Origin of the sequence: Curvibacter microcysteis (assembly GCF_028649455.1) — a bacterium.
GTDB classification, from domain to species: domain Bacteria; phylum Pseudomonadota; class Gammaproteobacteria; order Burkholderiales; family Burkholderiaceae_C; genus Curvibacter; species Curvibacter microcysteis.
In genome coordinates, this window is sequence record NZ_JAQSIO010000005.1 from 89354 (window position 1) to 105111 (window position 15758).

At 64.5% G+C, this 15758-nt stretch carries 17 protein-coding genes; 8 read left to right on the plus strand and 9 right to left on the minus strand.

The genetic code is table 11. From position 1 onward, the window contains the following. Entirely contained in the window at nucleotides 1-387 is a 387-nt protein-coding gene (locus PSQ39_RS14580) for a 6-carboxytetrahydropterin synthase (RefSeq protein ID WP_273927554.1), read from the plus strand. Nucleotides 388-410: 23 nt separating this feature from the next. On the opposite strand, the gene PSQ39_RS14585 is transcribed toward PSQ39_RS14580, so the two are convergent. Continuing rightward, nucleotides 411-2210 (minus strand): chorismate-binding protein, encoded by a 1800-nt coding sequence (locus PSQ39_RS14585; protein WP_273927555.1) that lies wholly within the window; start codon nucleotides 2208-2210, stop codon nucleotides 411-413. 276 nt (nucleotides 2211-2486) lie between these two features. Between PSQ39_RS14585 and panC the strand changes: the two genes are divergently transcribed. Next, on the plus strand, nucleotides 2487-3335 hold the full coding sequence (gene panC / locus PSQ39_RS14590; RefSeq protein ID WP_273927556.1) for a pantoate--beta-alanine ligase: 849 nt from the start codon (nucleotides 2487-2489) through the stop codon (nucleotides 3333-3335). 60 nt (nucleotides 3336-3395) lie between these two features. Here panC and PSQ39_RS14595 read toward each other — a convergent pair whose 3' ends face one another. The 4 genes from PSQ39_RS14595 to PSQ39_RS14610 all read right to left on the minus strand — a co-directional run bounded on the left by PSQ39_RS14595 (nucleotide 3396) and on the right by PSQ39_RS14610 (nucleotide 5807). After that, on the minus strand, nucleotides 3396-4415 hold the full coding sequence (locus tag PSQ39_RS14595) for an NAD(P)H-dependent glycerol-3-phosphate dehydrogenase (RefSeq protein WP_273927557.1): 1020 nt from the start codon (nucleotides 4413-4415) through the stop codon (nucleotides 3396-3398). Between the two features lie 69 nt (nucleotides 4416-4484). Continuing rightward, nucleotides 4485-4931: a protein-export chaperone SecB gene (gene secB / locus PSQ39_RS14600; RefSeq protein WP_019574008.1), complete on the minus strand. Its 447-nt coding sequence runs from the start codon at nucleotides 4929-4931 to the stop codon at nucleotides 4485-4487. A 136-nt stretch (nucleotides 4932-5067) separates the two neighbouring features. Continuing rightward, nucleotides 5068-5328, minus strand: coding sequence for a glutaredoxin 3 (gene grxC, locus PSQ39_RS14605; RefSeq protein WP_273927558.1), 261 nt, complete (start codon nucleotides 5326-5328; stop codon nucleotides 5068-5070). A gap of 71 nt (nucleotides 5329-5399) precedes the next feature. Next, the gene (locus PSQ39_RS14610) at nucleotides 5400-5807 is read right to left on the minus strand and encodes a rhodanese-like domain-containing protein (protein ID WP_273927559.1); all 408 of its coding nucleotides are present in this window, start codon (nucleotides 5805-5807) and stop codon (nucleotides 5400-5402) included. Nucleotides 5808-5882: 75 nt separating this feature from the next. Here PSQ39_RS14610 and gpmA point away from each other — a divergent pair, with 75 nt between their 5' ends. The 4 genes from gpmA (at nucleotide 5883) to PSQ39_RS14630 (ending at nucleotide 9607) form a co-directional block, all read left to right on the plus strand. Continuing rightward, the gene (gpmA, locus tag PSQ39_RS14615; RefSeq protein ID WP_273927560.1) at nucleotides 5883-6626 is read left to right on the plus strand and encodes a 2,3-diphosphoglycerate-dependent phosphoglycerate mutase; all 744 of its coding nucleotides are present in this window, start codon (nucleotides 5883-5885) and stop codon (nucleotides 6624-6626) included. Nucleotides 6627-6735: 109 nt separating this feature from the next. Beyond that, nucleotides 6736-8172, plus strand: a complete 1437-nt coding sequence (locus tag PSQ39_RS14620) for a S41 family peptidase (RefSeq protein ID WP_273927561.1) — start codon at nucleotides 6736-6738, stop codon at nucleotides 8170-8172. 97 nt (nucleotides 8173-8269) lie between these two features. Then, the gene (locus PSQ39_RS14625; RefSeq protein WP_273927562.1) at nucleotides 8270-9046 is read left to right on the plus strand and encodes a HesA/MoeB/ThiF family protein; all 777 of its coding nucleotides are present in this window, start codon (nucleotides 8270-8272) and stop codon (nucleotides 9044-9046) included. 120 nt (nucleotides 9047-9166) lie between these two features. After that, nucleotides 9167-9607 (plus strand): response regulator transcription factor, encoded by a 441-nt coding sequence (locus PSQ39_RS14630; RefSeq protein ID WP_409242038.1) that lies wholly within the window; start codon nucleotides 9167-9169, stop codon nucleotides 9605-9607. Here PSQ39_RS14630 and PSQ39_RS14635 read toward each other — a convergent pair. Beyond that, nucleotides 9585-10217, minus strand: a complete 633-nt coding sequence (locus tag PSQ39_RS14635) for a response regulator (protein WP_273927563.1) — start codon at nucleotides 10215-10217, stop codon at nucleotides 9585-9587. The genes PSQ39_RS14630 and PSQ39_RS14635 overlap by 23 nt on opposite strands. A 215-nt stretch (nucleotides 10218-10432) precedes the next feature. Between PSQ39_RS14635 and PSQ39_RS14640 the strand changes: the two genes are divergently transcribed. Further along, entirely contained in the window at nucleotides 10433-11806 is a 1374-nt protein-coding gene (locus tag PSQ39_RS14640) for a sensor histidine kinase (RefSeq protein WP_273927718.1), read from the plus strand. 511 nt (nucleotides 11807-12317) lie between these two features. Then, entirely contained in the window at nucleotides 12318-13049 is a 732-nt protein-coding gene (locus PSQ39_RS14645; RefSeq protein WP_273927564.1) for an alpha/beta fold hydrolase, read from the plus strand. Nucleotides 13050-13114: 65 nt separating this feature from the next. Here PSQ39_RS14645 and coaD read toward each other — a convergent pair whose 3' ends face one another. The 3 genes from coaD to PSQ39_RS14660 form a co-directional block, all read right to left on the minus strand. Next, a complete protein-coding gene (gene coaD, locus PSQ39_RS14650; protein ID WP_273927565.1) occupies nucleotides 13115-13615 on the minus strand; it encodes a pantetheine-phosphate adenylyltransferase in 501 nt (166 codons plus the stop codon). A 145-nt stretch (nucleotides 13616-13760) separates the two neighbouring features. Then, nucleotides 13761-14396, minus strand: a complete 636-nt coding sequence (rsmD, locus tag PSQ39_RS14655; RefSeq protein ID WP_273927566.1) for a 16S rRNA (guanine(966)-N(2))-methyltransferase RsmD — start codon at nucleotides 14394-14396, stop codon at nucleotides 13761-13763. After that, a complete protein-coding gene (locus PSQ39_RS14660; RefSeq protein WP_273927567.1) occupies nucleotides 14393-15748 on the minus strand; it encodes a M16 family metallopeptidase in 1356 nt (451 codons plus the stop codon). Before PSQ39_RS14660 ends, rsmD begins: the two co-directional genes overlap by 4 nt. Between the last annotated feature and the right edge of the window lie 10 nt (nucleotides 15749-15758).

A 15758-nucleotide genomic window follows, 5' to 3' on the forward strand; every position in this document is an offset into this window, starting at 1 on the left:
ATGTCCCAAGCCCTCTACACCGTCAGCCAGCGCTTCTTTTTCGATGCCGCCCACACCCTGCAACGCGACATCGAAGCCGAAGGCAGCCGCCGCATCCATGGCCACACCTACCACGCCGAGGTGTCGGTGCAAGGCCCCTTGAACCCGGACAGCGGCATGGTGATCGACCTCGGCCACCTGCGCGTGCACCTGGCCGGCGTGCGCGAACAACTCGACCACCACCTGCTCGACGAGGTGCCCGGCCTGGGCAAGCCCACGCTGGAGAACCTGTGTGCCTTCATCGCCCGGGCCCTGTCGGGCATGAACCCGCCGCCCAGCCGGGTGCGGGTCTGGCGCGAAGCACTGGGCGACAGCTGCGTGCTGGACCTGCCAGGCCGCAGCGCCTGAGCGCCCGGCCAGGCTGCGCGGCCTCAGTCCGCCGCCGGCGCAGGCGCCCAACGGGCCGGAATCAAGCCCCGCAGGCTGTTCACAAAAGCCAGCGCCTCCACACGCGGCAAATCCTCCCGGCGCAGCACCGCCTCGCGAAGCCAGCCCTCGCTGAGCGCCACCTCCCGCCCCACACCGTCGAGCAAACCGCAATGCAACGGCGGCGTGAACCAGTGCCCCGCCAGCAGGAAGGCCACGTTGCCCCGGGTGCACTCGGTCAGCTCGCCTTGCGGGTTCCACAGCAAGGTGTCATAGACCCCAGGCGTCTTCGAGGCGTGCGCCTCGTAGTGGGCCCGGCGCGTGGTTTTGAAACGGGTGAATTCGCTGTGCGCCTCATCAAAAGGTCGTACGTCGAGTTCCAGCAGCACCGACGCCGGCGAATCCTCCAGGGCAAAGGCTTCGGCATGGGCCAGGCCTTGGGCATCCAGCAGCAAGCGCAAACGCCAGCGCCCCTCGGGGTGACGCTGCACTTGCTGGGCCAGCACTTTCTGCACATGGACTTCGTCCCATTGCACGTTGAAGTGCGCCGCGGCCCGTGCCAGTCGCGCCAAGTGGCGCTGGCCGTTGCACAGCGCGCCATCCTGCAGGCGCAGGGTCTCCAGCAAGGAAAACGGCAGGCTGGCACGGCGTAAAAAGGCTTGTTTGTGCTGCCATTCCTGCCACTCACCCTGGGCATGGGCGCCCGAGGTGATGCCGCTGCCAATGCCGCAGCGGGCCCGGCCATCGGGCAGGAGGCCCACCGTGCGGATGGGCACGTTGAAGGTCGCCGCGCCGCCCGGGCGCAAGACACCCATGGCGCCGCAGTAAACGCCACGCGGCTCGGGCTCCAGGGCCTGGATGGCCTTCATGGCCTGCACCTTGGGTGCCCCGGTGACCGAGCCACACGGAAACAGCGCCCCAAACACCTCGGCCAAGGTGCAGCCCTCGCGGGTCCGGGCTTGAACGTCCGAGGTCATCTGCCACACCGAAGGCAGGGCCTGGGTGCGAAACAGCTGCGGCACGCTGACACCATGGGGCTGGGCAATGCGGGACAGGTCATTGCGCAGCAGGTCCACGATCATCACGTTTTCGGCCTGCTCCTTGGCGCTGGCGCGCAGGGCTTGCTCGCGCAGCGCGTCCTCGGCCGCGTCGCGGCCGCGCGGCGCCGTGCCCTTCATGGGCCGGGTCAGCAAGACGCCCTCCCGCCAGTCAAAAAACAGCTCGGGGGAGACCGACAGCCACTGCTCCTCGCCCGTGTTGATCCAGGCGGCATAGCCCCCAGGCTGGGCGCGCTGCAGGGCGTCGAACAGGGCGCGACCCGCTTCGGCCACCGTCACCTGCAGTTGCGGATCCGGCTGCGCCAGCTGGCCATGGCAGGTGGCCGTGAAATTGACCTGGTAGCACTCCCCGTCCGCAATGCGCCGGTGCAAATCGGCCAGGGCCTGGTCAAAGCGTGCCCGGTCCAGCAGAGGGCCCCAATCGACCTGGGCAGGCAGGGCCTCCCCCTGATCGGGCGCGGGCCAAACCTGGGGACGATCGAACACGGCAAACCAGGCCAGCGGTCCGTCGGCCGCGTGCGTGGGCAGCGCGGCATCAAAAGCAGGCGCGGCTTCGTAGCGCACAAAGCCCAGGCACCAGTGGCCGGCTTCAGCGGCGGCCTGGGCGGCACTCAGCACCGCGCCCACCTGGGCCAGGCTGCTCGCTTGCAGCACCTGCAAAGGGTCGCTGAAAGCGTGGCGCCAGCGCGGGCCTTCGGGCTGTCGGGGGTCGGCAAAGTCCAGCAGGACCTGGACACGCGAACTCATGCGAGCCCCTCACAGGCTGCAAGCTTGGGGGTCTCATGACCCGTGGGGACCGGGCAGCGCGGAGCCTGGCTCCCTCGCAAAAACGCAGTGAAATAACTCATGGGCGCGAAGCATAGCCGTTGCCCCAGGTCTTGGAGGCCAAGGCGCCTCAAACCCCTGCCAAGCTGGGCCTGGCAGCCATCGCCCCAACGACTTCCACGGGGGGCCACGAAGCGCCTGCAAAACCCCTTACACTGCCGCCCCAAATGGTGCACCGCACCACACAAGGAGACTCTCTTGAAGATCGTTCACAGCGTGGCCGACCTGCGCCAAGCCCTGGCGACCACCCGACGCCCCGCCTTCGTCCCCACCATGGGCAACCTGCATGACGGCCACCTGGCTCTGGTGCGCCAGGCCCAACCCTTGGGCGACTTGACCGTGGCGAGCATCTTCGTCAACCGCCTGCAGTTTCTGCCGCACGAGGACTTTGACAGCTACCCCCGCACCTGGGAGGCCGACTGCGCCAAGCTCGAATCCGCCGGTTGCGAGCTGCTGTTCGCGCCCCGTGAAACCGACCTCTACCCGGAACCCCAAACCTTCAAGGTCCAGCCCGACCCGGCCCTGGCCGACTTGCTGGAGGGCGAGTTCCGCCCTGGCTTTTTCACGGGTGTGTGCACGGTGGTGATGAAGCTGTTCAGCGCCGTGTTCGCGGGCCGGCCTGAGGGCGTGGCCCTGTTTGGTAAGAAGGACTACCAACAGTGGAGGGTGCTGCGCCGCATGGTGGAGCAGTTTGCGCTGCCCATCACGGTGGTGGCTGGTGAAACCAGTCGAGCCCCGGACGGCCTCGCCCTCAGCTCACGCAACGGCTACCTCAGCGAAGCTGAACGCGTCGAGGCCGTCCAGCTGTCGCTGGCCCTGCGCAGCCTGGCACGCGAGGCCGTGGCCCTGGCCCATGCCCTGCCGCAGCAGCGCGAAGTCCTGGAAGCGCGGGCATTGGCCGACCTGCGCGCCCGAGGCTGGCAACCGGACTACCTGACCGTGCGCCGACGCCAAGACCTGCAGGCCCCCGAAGCCGGTGATGACTTGGTGGTGCTGGGCGCGGCACGGCTGGGCAGCACCCGCCTGATCGACAACCTGGAAATTTGAACCGGGCCCGCCCACCTGGCCAAGCCGGGACGCGGCCCGGACGGCGTCAGCCCCCCAGGCTCAGACCATTTCGCCCTTGGGGCCGCGCCCCATGAGGCGGCCGACGGCGTCGCGGGCCTGGACTTGGCCGTCCAGCAAAGCCACCACGCACTCGGAAATCGGCATTTCGACGCCGAGCAGACGTGCCCGCTGCACGACGGTGCGCGCGCTGTAAACGCCCTCGGCCACATGGCCCAGCGAGTCCACGGCCTGCTGCAAGGTGTGCCCCGCCGCGAGCAGCTGGCCGACCTGGCGGTTGCGGCTCAGGTCGCCGGTCGCCGTCAACACCAAGTCGCCCAGGCCGGACAAGCCCATGAAGGTGTCGGCACGGGCGCCCAAGGCCAACCCCAGGCGGGTCATTTCGGCCAAGCCCCGGGTGATCAAGGCGGCGCGGGCGTTCAAGCCCAGATTCAGCCCATCGCACAGGCCGGTGGCAATGGCCAACACGTTCTTCACAGCCCCGCCCACCTCCACCCCAACGATGTCGTCATTGGCGTACACGCGCACCGCAGGGCCGTGCAAGGCCTCTACCAAGGCCTGGCGCACCGAGGCCGAGGCGCTGGCGGCCACCAGGGCGGTCGGCCGGCCTTCGGCCACCTCGCGCGCAAAACTGGGTCCACTCAGGGCGCCCACCGCCAACTGCGGCGCCACTTGGCTGGCGATTTCGTGGCCCAGCAGGCCAAACAGGGCTTGGTCGCAGGCGGCTTCAGGCACACGCTCAAAACCCTTGCACAGCCAGGCCAGGGGCGCCGTCGAATCGGCCAACTGGCGCAGGCATTCGCGCAGGCCCGCCATCGGCGTGGCCACGATGATCAAATCCGCCGCCAGAGCCGACAAACGCAAGTCACCCGACGCCAACGCCAGTGGCTCGGGCAGAGGGTTGTGCGGCAAGTAGCGCTGATTGCGACCGCTGGCCCGCATCTGTTCCATCTGGGCTGGATCGCGCCCCCACAAAGTGACTTGGTGGGCGGCAGGCGCGGCACAAGCGCCCATGGCCAATGCCGTGCCCCAGGCGCCAGCACCGGCAACGAGAATTTTCATTCGGTCAAAAGAAAGGGCTTGCCGGACCGGCCTCAGCACAGGCTCAGGCGGGGTCCGGCTCAGCGCCAGTTACTGGGCCACTTGGCCAGCAGCCTGGGCTTGTTGTTGCTCGTACATGGCCTGGAAGTTGATTTCAGCCAGGTGCACCGGCGGGAAGCCGCCACGCTGGATGATGTCGGCCACGTTGCCACGCAGGTAGGGGTACACGATTTGCGGGCAAGCGATGCCCAGAATGGCACCCATTTGGTCTTCCGGCAGGTTGCGGATTTCGAAGATGCCGGCTTGCTTGGCTTCGACCAGGAACACGGTGCGGTCCTTGATCTTGGTCTGCACGGTGGCGGTGACGGTCACTTCCACAATGCCGTCAGCCACCGGGGTGGCGTCCACGCCCAGTTGGATGTCGACGCTGGGCTGCTCTTGCTCGAGCAGGATGGCGGGCGAATTCGGTTGCTCAAGCGACAGGTCCTTGAGGTAAACGCGCTGGATCTGGAAAACGGGATCTTGTTGCTCGGCCATGGTGGTTCTCAATTCACAAAAACAAATCACCGTCTCTGGACGGTGCTTCGACAAAAGAAAGCCCGCCGGGGAATCGTTCCCACAGCGGGCACTCGGGCACCATTATCTCAGGAGAAAAAGGCGCTCCGAAGGCAGCTCAAGCACCCGCCAGCAAAGGCAGCAAGCCCCCGCGGCTGTCGAGCGCCATCAAATCATCACAACCCCCGACATGGGTGTTGCCGATGAAGATCTGCGGCACGGTGCGCCGGCCGGTGGTCTGCATCATCAGATCACGCTCGGCAGGGTTGGTGTCGATGCGAATTTCTTCGATCTCGGCCACCCCTTTGGACTTGAGGATTTGCTTGGCGCGAATGCAATAGGGGCAGACCGCCGTGGTGTACATCTTGACTGGTTGCATCTGGAAATTCCTGGGCTTGGGTTTCAGCGCGTCCGGGGGGGGCGGCAAGTGTCCGCCACGCACACCCGGAATCAGGCCGTTTCAACCGGCAGATTAGCTTCTTTCCAGGCTTTGAGTCCGCCGCTCAGGGCTTGGGCCTGCTGGTAACCCAGTTTTTGCGCTGTCTTCACCGCCGGGCCGCCGCGCGAGCCCTTGGCGCACACGAAGATCACCGGCAGGGCCTTGTTTTTGACCACTTCAGGCAAGCGGGTTTCCAGCTGATCCAGGGGCACGCTGCGCGCACCGCTCACGTGGGCGGCAGCGTAATCAGCGGCGTCACTGACGTCCACGACCACGGCTTTTTCGCGGTTGATGAGCTGCACCGCCGCATTGGGCGACAAGCCCACGGCAGAGGCGCCCTTGAGGGTGGGCCACAGCAGCATGGCGCCCGAACTGAGGGCGATCAGGAGCAGCGTCCAGTTGTCGAGAATGAATTTCACAAGGTTCCTTGGGTTGGCAAACCCGACAATTTTAGAATGCTGGGTTTCGCACTGAAAAAAATTGAGGCCCTCAGCATGTACAAACTCGTTTTGATTCGCCACGGCGAGTCCACCTGGAACCTGGAAAACCGCTTCACCGGCTGGACCGACGTCGACCTGACCCCCACGGGCGTCGAACAAGCCAAGACCGCCGGCCGGCTGCTCAAGGCCGAAGGCTATGACTTCGACCTGGCCTACACCAGCGTGCTCAAGCGCGCCACCCGCACGCTGTGGCACACCCTTGACGAGATGGACCGCACCTGGCTGCCCGTGGTGCACAGCTGGCGCCTCAACGAACGCCATTACGGCAACCTGCAAGGCTTGAACAAGGCCGACATGGCCAAACAATACGGCGATGCCCAGGTGCTGGTCTGGCGCCGCAGCTACGACACCCCGCCGCCAGCACTGGAAGCGACCGATCCGCGCAGCGAGCGTGGCGACCGCCGCTACGCCAAGCTCAAAGCCGAGGACGTGCCGCTGACCGAGTGCCTGAAAGACACCGTGGCCCGCGTGCTACCTTTCTGGAACGAAGCCATCGCTCCCGCCATCCAGGCCGGCAAGCGCGTGGTGGTGGCCGCCCACGGCAATTCGATCCGCGCCCTGGTCAAGTACCTGGACAACATCGGTGACGACGACATCGTGAGCCTCAACATCCCCAACGGCATCCCACTGGTGTATGAACTCGATGCCAACCTCAAGCCGATCCGCCACTACTACCTGGGCGACGCCGAAGCCGCAGCCAAGGCCGCCGCGGCCGTGGCGTCTCAAGGTAAAGCCTGAGTAAAACCGGGCCTGAAACGGGGGAATCCCCGCGCCGGGCCCGGGGACTGAGGAACCTGGGCCGGCGCGCTCCGTCCAAGGTGTATATTGCGTCGCAAAAGGTGACTCTATGGGCGAAAAACTCCGTATCGCAGGTTGGATTTCCGTGGGTGTAGTGGCTGGCGCGCTGACCACGGTGTCTCTGCAGACCGTGGCCAGGGGCAGCATGTCCCCGTTGCCACTTGAAGAACTGCAGCAGCTCGCTGCGGTTTTCGACATGGTCAAGACCGACTATGTCGAGCCCGTGGATGAAAAGAAGCTCATCACCGACGCCATCTCCGGCATGGTGGCCAGCCTGGATCCGCACTCCCAGTACTTTGACAAGAAGTCCTACAAGGAATTCCGCGAAGGCACCACCGGCCAATTTGTCGGTGTGGGCATCGAAATCACCCAGGAAGATGGGCTGATCAAGATCGTTTCCCCCATCGAAGGCTCCCCGGCCTACCGTGCAGGCCTCAAGACCAATGACCTGATCACCAAGATTGACGACACCGCCGTCAAGGGCCTGGCCCTGAACGAAGCCGTCAAGCGCATGCGCGGCGAGCCCAACACCAAGGTGGTGTTGACGGTGTTCCGCAAGGACGAAAACCGCACCTTCCCCGTGACCATCGTGCGCGAACAAATTCGCACGCAATCCGTGCGCGGCAAGGTGATTGAACCCGGCTACGCCTGGGTCCGCTTGAGCCAGTTCCAAGAGCGCACGGTGGATGACTTCGTGGCCAAGATCGAAGACATCTACAAGCAAGAACCCAACCTCAAGGGCTTGGTGCTGGACCTGCGCAACGACCCGGGCGGCCTGCTCGACGCGGCCGTGGCCGTGTCCACCGCCTTCCTGCCAGAAAAGGTCACCGTGGTGTCGACCAACGGCCAACTGGCCGAAAGCAAATACACCTTCAAGGCTTCGCCTGAGTTCTACCAGCGCCGCAGCGGCCCGGATCCACTCAAGAAGCTGCCAGCAGCGCTCAAGAACGTGCCCCTGGTCGTGCTGGTGAACGAAGGCTCGGCTTCGGCCAGTGAAATCGTGGCCGGTGCTTTGCAAGACCACAAGCGCGCCACCATCATGGGCAGCCAGACTTTTGGCAAGGGCTCGGTGCAAACCGTGCGCCCCCTGGGCCCGGATACCGGTCTGAAGCTGACGACTGCGCGCTACTACACCCCCAGCGGTCGCTCTATCCAAGCGAAGGGCATCGTGCCCGATGTGATGGTGGATGAGACCGAAGAGGGCAGCCCATTCGCCGTCTTGCGCATGCGTGAGGCCGACCTGGAGAAGCACCTGAACAGCGGTCAAGGCGATGAAAAGCCAAACCCCGAGCGTGAAAAAGCCCGCGAAGAAGCCCGCAAGCGCCTGGAAGAAGAGGCCAAGAAGCCGGCCGCTGAACGCAAAGCCCCCGAACTGGGCAGCGACAAGGACTTCCCACTGGTGCAGGCGCTGAACAAGCTCAAGGGTCGCCCCGTGCTCGTCAGCAAAACCCTGACCGAACGCAAGGAAGACAAGGCCAGCAACTGATGTTCACGGACCGTGGCCCGCTGCCCCTGGCAGCCCCACTGCTCGACCCATCGGCAAGCCCCTTTGAACACAGCGCCCTGCGGGGCGCTTTTTTGTCATGAACGACGATCAACTGCTGCGCTATTCACGCCACATCCTGCTCGACGAGATCGGCATCGAGGGTCAGGAGCGACTGCTTCAGGCCCATGTTGTGGTGGTGGGCGCTGGTGGGCTGGGCTCGCCCGCGGCGCTGTACCTGGCCACCGCTGGTGTGGGCCGGTTGACCTTGATCGACCCGGATCAGGTGGATCTGACCAATCTGCAACGCCAGATTGCCCACAGCATGAACCGCATCGGCCAAGCCAAGGTCACGTCGGCGCAAGAGGCCATCCAGTCCCTGAACCCCGACGTGCAGGTCCAGCCCCTGGCCCAAAAAGCAAATGACGAATTGCTGGACCGGTTGCTGCCCACCGCCGACGTGGTGCTGGATTGCACCGACAACTACCGCACACGCCAGCTCATCAACGCGGCCTGTGTGCGACACCAGCGGCCCTTGGTGTCGGGTGCGGCGATCCGTTTTGACGCCCAAATTTCAGTGTTCGATCCGCGTCAGGCGCACAGCCCTTGCTACGCCTGCCTGTTTGACCCGGCCGCCCCTCCGGAAGAAGCCCAATGCGCCACGATGGGTGTGTTTGCGCCCCTGGTGGGCATTGTGGGCAGCTTGCAGGCGGCCGAAGCGCTGAAGTTGATCAGCCTGGCGGGGCCATCGCTGGCAGGGCGGCTGCTGATGCTGGATGCGCGCAGCATGGAGTGGACCCAAATGAAGCTCAAACGCCAGTCGGCATGCCCTGTGTGCGGCGAAGCGGCAAATCGGCATCCAAAACCGCAGGTTTGACAGCGCTCATTTTTGTAGGCGTTCGCTGACATCCGAGTTCCTTTTTCACTGGCACAATTTTAAAAACGACCGAACGGCATTGTTTTCAATGTCAGACGGTTGTAGCGAGGCCGCCCTGAGGTGCGGCTCGCCACCAAGGCCAGTGATTTGGGACACAGAACTTACCTCGTTGAAGACAATGCGCTGATCCGTGAGAACCTTGAAGGGACTCTGGAGGAGCTCGCCGGAGCGCGCGTGGTGGGTTTTTCTGAAACAGAAGACGATGGGGTTCGGTGGCTGCACAAACATCCCAATGATTGGGATCTGGCCATCGTCGATCTGTTCCTGAGGGAAGGCAGCGGACTGGGCGTGGCCTCGGCATGCCAACAGCGTCAACCTCACCAGAAGCTGGTCATGCTGACCAACTACGCCACTCGGGACATCCGCGCCCGCTGTGCCTCGCTGGGGGTGGATGCCGTGTTCGACAAATCCAATGAGATCGAAGACCTCATGGACTTTTGCGTGAAATGCCGCCTGGCCATGGCAGCTGCCCCGTCGCTCAGTCAATCAGGCGATTCTTGAGTGCGTAGTACGTCAAGTCGCTGTTCGACGCCAACCCCATCTTCTCCATCAAACGAGTGCGGTACGTGCTGACCGTCTTCACACTCAAGGACAAAGACTTGGCGACATCACCGGCCGTTTCGCCCCGTGCCAGCTTCAGAAACACCTGAAATTCACGCTCGGACAACTGCTCATGCGCAGGCACATCTTCTTTGCGCCCCAAATGCTGAGCCAACAAATCAGCCACCGTGCGCGTGATGTAGCGCTTGCCCAGTGCGATGGTGCGAATGGCCTCGACGATCTCGGCTGGATCACATTCCTTGTTGAGATAACCACTGACCCCTTGGCGGATCAAACTCATCGCGTAGTGCTCTTCGGGGTAGCCCGAAAGGATCAAAATGCCCACGTCTGGCACCTTGGCACGGATCATCGCCAACACATCCAGACCCGACTGCCCTGGCATGGCGAGGTCCATCAACAGGACATCCATTTCAACCGCGCGCACCAAGTCAATGGCTTCTCGGCCACTGGCAGCTTCGCCCACCACGCGAAGGTCCACTTGGTCGGAGAAGAAATTACGCAAGCCAGCACGCACGATGGCGTGGTCATCCACGATGCCAATTCTGATCATTTCAGCGCTTTCTTCGGTTCTCAGCTTGTTCTTCTTGCCGTCACAATACTCGAACTTTTGACCGCCTCACCGCTGATCGTGCCGCTCACCAGGATTCAGGTGGCGCTCGTTTTGCGGTGCCAACGGCGAGTCTGCGGAGACATTTCATGACCAGTTTGTCCTCTCAGCTTGCCTCCTGGGCGGGGCTGATCAAACACTACCTCCCCACCTCACGCATGGCCATCAGCCTGCCCTTGGCGCTGGCGGCGGCCTTGCTGCTGATCGGCATCAATGAGCTGGGCTATGAGCGCTCCGCCAGCGCCGTCAAAGGGATTGCGGCAGCGCACGACACTCGCAACGCTCTTAACAAGCTCTTACAACAAATGTTGGACGCGGAGACGGGACTTCGAGGCTACCTGCTCACAGGTGACGAGCGGTATTTGGAACCGTACAACACTGCTGTCAACGAAGTCAACCAAACCCTCGATGGCTTAAGAACCTTCTACCTCAGCGATGGTGGCAACCTGGTTCCGGTCACCATGCTGTCGCGCCATGTCTCGCGCAAGCTCGCAGAAATGGACCTCAGCCTCAAACTGAGAAAACAAGGCAATGAAGAGGCCTGGAGGTTTGTCATGCGCACCGATGTGGGCAAAGAACACATGGATGCCATCCGCGATCAATCGGCAACCTTGATCCGGGAAAGCAGTGCGCAGGTGAGAGCCAGTGAACAGCAAATCATGCACTCCCTGCAGGTCTCCAGGTTGGGCATTGCGATCACTGCGGCCATCGGGCTGATTGCTTTTTACCTCTACCTGCAGCAGTCCAACGCGCTGAAGTTGGCGGTGCTGCGCGAGCAACTGGTCCTGGAGCGTGAACGCGATCGGCTGGAAGACCTGGTGCGGGATCGCACCGCCTCGCTGGCCAAACTGGCGACTTACCTGCAGCAGGTGCGCGAGAACGAACGTGCTCACCTGGCGCGCGAGCTGCACGATGAACTGGGGGCGCTCCTGACCGCCGCCAAATTGGATGTGGCGCGCATCAAGTCCCGCCTGGGAGACAACGCACCCGAGGCCACACAAAGACTGCAACACCTGACAGAAACACTGAACAGCGGCATTGCCCTGAAGCGCCGCATCGTGGAGGACCTGCGCCCCTCTTCCTTGTCGAATTTAGGCCTTTTGCCCGCCCTCGAAATCCTGACCCGCGAATTCGCCCAGCGGGCTGACCTGGAGATCAACACCGAGTTCGACGAGGTCGACCTGCCTGCAGCCACCCAACTGACCCTGTACCGCATGGTGCAAGAAGCCCTGACCAACATCAGCAAGTACGCGCAGGCGCAGCAGGTGAACGTGCTGCTGCAGAACATGGGCTCCCATGTGGTGCTGCAGGTCAACGACGATGGCAACGGCTTCAACCCGCAGGAGGTGGGTGCCAGCTCCCATGGGCTGGATGGCATGCGCCACCGTGTCGAAGCGGAGGGCGGACGCCTGCATGTGGACTCGGCCCTGGGCCAGGGTACCCGTATCACGGCCACGCTGCCCAGCCTACCGCCAGTCCATCAAACAATCACAGAGGCCGCCGTCTCACCGGCCGCTGCAAGTCAGACGTGACCTACACCAAGGCGAGGCGCAGGCGCACAAACGCCCGCCCATCTCGCCGACGATCCATTCATCTGGCAAAGACTACCCTCGATCCCAGTCCATCGCCCTGCGTGGCGGGCCATTTTGAGATCAGGAGCTAGGCATGTCTTTTCACTTCCGCGACGATGAACCCCGGGCAGCGCTGACCAAGGAACCTCCGCCCTTGCAACCGCCCAGCCCGCATCAACCGGAGTTCGTGGGCAGCCGCCCCAGCCAGCGCCCCCCGCACCCTCTGGACTTCCTCGCACCGACCATGCAGGCGGCGCCTCCTGCGCCAGGCCAAGTGCCCTGGAAGCATGTGTCATGGCCCTGGGCCAGGCTCGCCAGCCCGCCCAGCCCAGCGGGCTTGCGGCCCACGCCGGCCCCAGCCAGTCCTGGGGCGGACACCAACGCCCCGCCCTGACGCTTGGCATGGCCCCGCCGGGCCTCCTCGCGATCTGCGGCATGATTTGCGTTTTGACCTGGGAAAGCAACGCAGACCATGAGCACCCTGATCCTCTTGCCCGGCCTGGCAGCCCGAGAGACGCTTTGGCTTGATCAACTCAACGCACTTCCGCCGGATTTGCCGTGTGCCGTCAGCGATGTGCATTTCCGGCACGCCAGCATCCCCCACATGGCCAGAGCCTTGCTCGAGGAGCATCCCGGGCCGCTGGCCTTGTGTGGGGCCTCGATGGGCGGCATGGTGGCCATGGAAGCCGCCAGGCAAGCCCCCGAGCGAATCCGTGCCCTGGCGCTGCTGGGCACCAACGCCCAGCCCGAAAGCGCCGCCATGCACGCCGTGCGAACGCAGGCGCTGGCGCGCTTTCGCAGCGGTCAATGGCGTGAAGTGATTGAACCCAACCTGGCCCTGGCCTTCCATGCAGATGGCTTGGCGCAGCCGGCCTTGGTGGCTCGCTACTGGGCTTTTCTGGAGGCTGCAGGCCCTGAGGCGTTGGCGCGGCAAAACGAAGCCGTGATGACCCGCCCCGACGCGCGCCGCGATCTATCAACCCTGCACTGCCCCACCTGGGTGCTGTGCGGCGAGGACGATCAACTCACACCCCCAGCCTGCGCCCAGGAAATTGCCGATCTGGTGCCTGGCGCCCAACTGGACTGGCTGCCACGCTGCGGCCACATGCTGACCTGGGAACGGCCCAAAGAGGTGAACGAGTGGCTGCTGAAATGGATCGCGCTGTGGCACCGGCCTGGCGGCCATCAGGGGTCAGTTCGGTAAAGGCGAAGGCACTCGATCGCCAAGGCCTCCCGCTTGGGCTCAAGTGCAGGCCCTGGCCCGGCGAGTCAGTCGCGGCCCAGGCTGCGCACCTTCTCGGCCAGACGTTCCTGGACCAAGGGCGAGACGAACTTATTGACCTCGCCGCCCAGCACCGCGATCTCACGAACGAAGGTACTGGAGATGAATTGAAACTTGTCGCTGGGCGTGAGGAACACGGTCTCCACGTCAGGCATCAGGCTGCGGTTCATGCCGGCCAACTGGAACTCGTAGTCGAAGTCGGTGACCGCGCGCAGACCGCGCACCATGGCCTTGCCACCCCGCGCCACCACAAAGTCACGCAACAAGCCCGAGAAAGTGGCCACTTCGACTTGGGGGAAGCGCACCACCGCCTCACGCACCATGTCGACGCGCTCTTGCAGGCTGAACAGGGTCTTCTTGTGGTGGCCTGCGGCCACCGCCACGATGACGTGATCAAACAACTGGGTCGCACGGCGGACCACGTCTTCGTGGCCCAAGGTCATGGGGTCAAAAGTACCCGGATAAACAGCAATCACGTTCTGGGCCATCGGTCTGCGTCTCCTGCAGGGGTGGGTGGGTTTTGCTCGCCGACCTGATGACCAGGTCGGGGCGCCGATCACAGTGACGGCCCCCTTGGGGCGCATTATGCATGGCCCCTACCGCCCCCCGAGCCAGGTCAGCGTCGCGCTGGCATCAGGCCGGTTGGCCGATCCGCCCCAGCAAATGAGCGTGGACGGCACCCGCCTTGAGGTGCCGGTGCAACACCAGGCCCAAGGGCGCCAGCAAGGCCTCATCCCATGCGCTGGGAGACTCCAGGTAGATGCGGCCATCCGGCGCCAGGGCCTCGGCGGCGGCGCGCAAGGCGGGCTCGAACAAGGCGGCGCCAAAGGGGGGATCCAAGAACACCAGATCCAGGTTATCGCCCCGGCGCTGGGCCAACTGGGCCACGCCATCCCCGCGCAACACCTGCACCCGGTCGGCCTTCAGGCGCAGGGCCACACCTTGAAGGTTGGCGACCAAGCCGGCGTCCTGCTCAATCAGGTAGACGTCACGGGCGCCGCGCGAGGCGGCCTCCAGGCCCAGAGCGCCAGTGCCCGCAAACGCGTCCAGGCAGCGCCAGCCACCCAGGTCCTGTCCCAGCCAGTTGAACAAGGTCTCACGCACCCGGTCGGGGGTCGGGCGCAGTCCTGCGCGGTCCGGCACTTGCAGCCGGGTGCGCTTCCATTGCCCACCGATGATGCGCACCTCGCCCGTGGCGCGGGCCACAGGTGCTCGCGTCGGCTTGACGGCGGGGGAGGAACGGGAAGAGGACGAGGAAGTACGGGTCATGGTTGGGCTCCTACGGTGACAGTCACCAAGCGATCGGGTTGCAGATGACGGGCCAGCGCGGCGCGGATGTCGCTCAATTGCACTTGTTCCACCTGTTGGGTCCAAGTGTCGAGGTAATTCAAGGGTAATTCGCTCCAGGCGATGTTGGCCACGTTGTCGAGCAGTTTTTTATTGCTGTCGATGCGCAGCGCGAAACCGCCGACCAGGTTGTCCTTGGCCGCCTTCAGTTCCGCCTCGGTGGGGCCTTCGGCCACGTACCGGGCCAAGACCTCGCGCACCACCTTCACCGCCTCCGCGGTCTGGTCAGGCCGGGTTTGCAGCCCCACCGTGAAGGCACCTGCGTGCAGGCCCGGGGAGAAATAGCTGTAGACGCTGTAGCTCAGCCCACGCTTTTCGCGCACCTCGCTGGTCAGGCGCGACACAAAGCCGCCCCCGCCCAGGATGTAGTTGCCCACCAGCAGGGCAAAGTAGTCGGGGTCGGCCCGGCGGATGCCAGGCTGGCCGATCAGCACATGGGCTTGGGCCGAGCTGAATGGCAGCGCTTGCTCACTGGCGGCCTTCAAGGGGGGCACTTCAGGCACGGCAGGCGCAGTGCTGCAGGCGGCGTTGGGCAGCCGTGACAGCAGGGTGCTGGCCAGCGTGTCGGCCTGAGCGCGGCTCAAGGCCCCGACCAAGCTGACGCGGGCCGAGCACGCCTGGACGGAACGCTGAAGGTAAGCCCGCATGTCAGCCACGCTGATGGCGGCCAGGGTCTGGGCCGTGATCTGCGCGCCGTAGGGGTGCCCGCCATAAACCGCCTCGGCAAAGGCTTTCCCCGCCAACGTGCCGGGCCGGGTATCGGCTTCTTTGAGGGAGGCCACCAGGCGTTCACGATCGCGGCGCCAGATGGCCTCGGGCAGGCTGGCCTCGGCCAGTTGGCGGCTGGCCAACTGGGCCGCACGGGCCAGCAAATCAGGCTCGGTCAGGGAGCGCAAGCCAAAGGTCAGGCGATCCGCGCTGGCACTGGCGCCAAAGCTGGCGCCCAGATCAGCCCAGGCCTCGCCCAGGGCGTTTTCGTCCAGCGCAGGCAGGTTGGCGCTGGCGCGCACGCCTCGCCCCGTCATGGCGGCGCTCACCGCGGCCAGTCCGGCCTGGGCGGCGGGATCACGGCGCGACCCGCCGTCAAAGTCGATTTGCACGTCGACCATGGGGATGCCGGGGCTTTCCACCAAGTAAACCCGGGCGCCGCTGGGCTGGGTCCAGTGTTGGATGGGCAGCGCGGCCTGGGCACCCAGGCTGCACACCAGAGCCCCCAGCGCCAAACCCGCCGGACGGGGCCAGGAACACAAGCTCAAGGCTTTGAAAATAAACATGAATTCACCT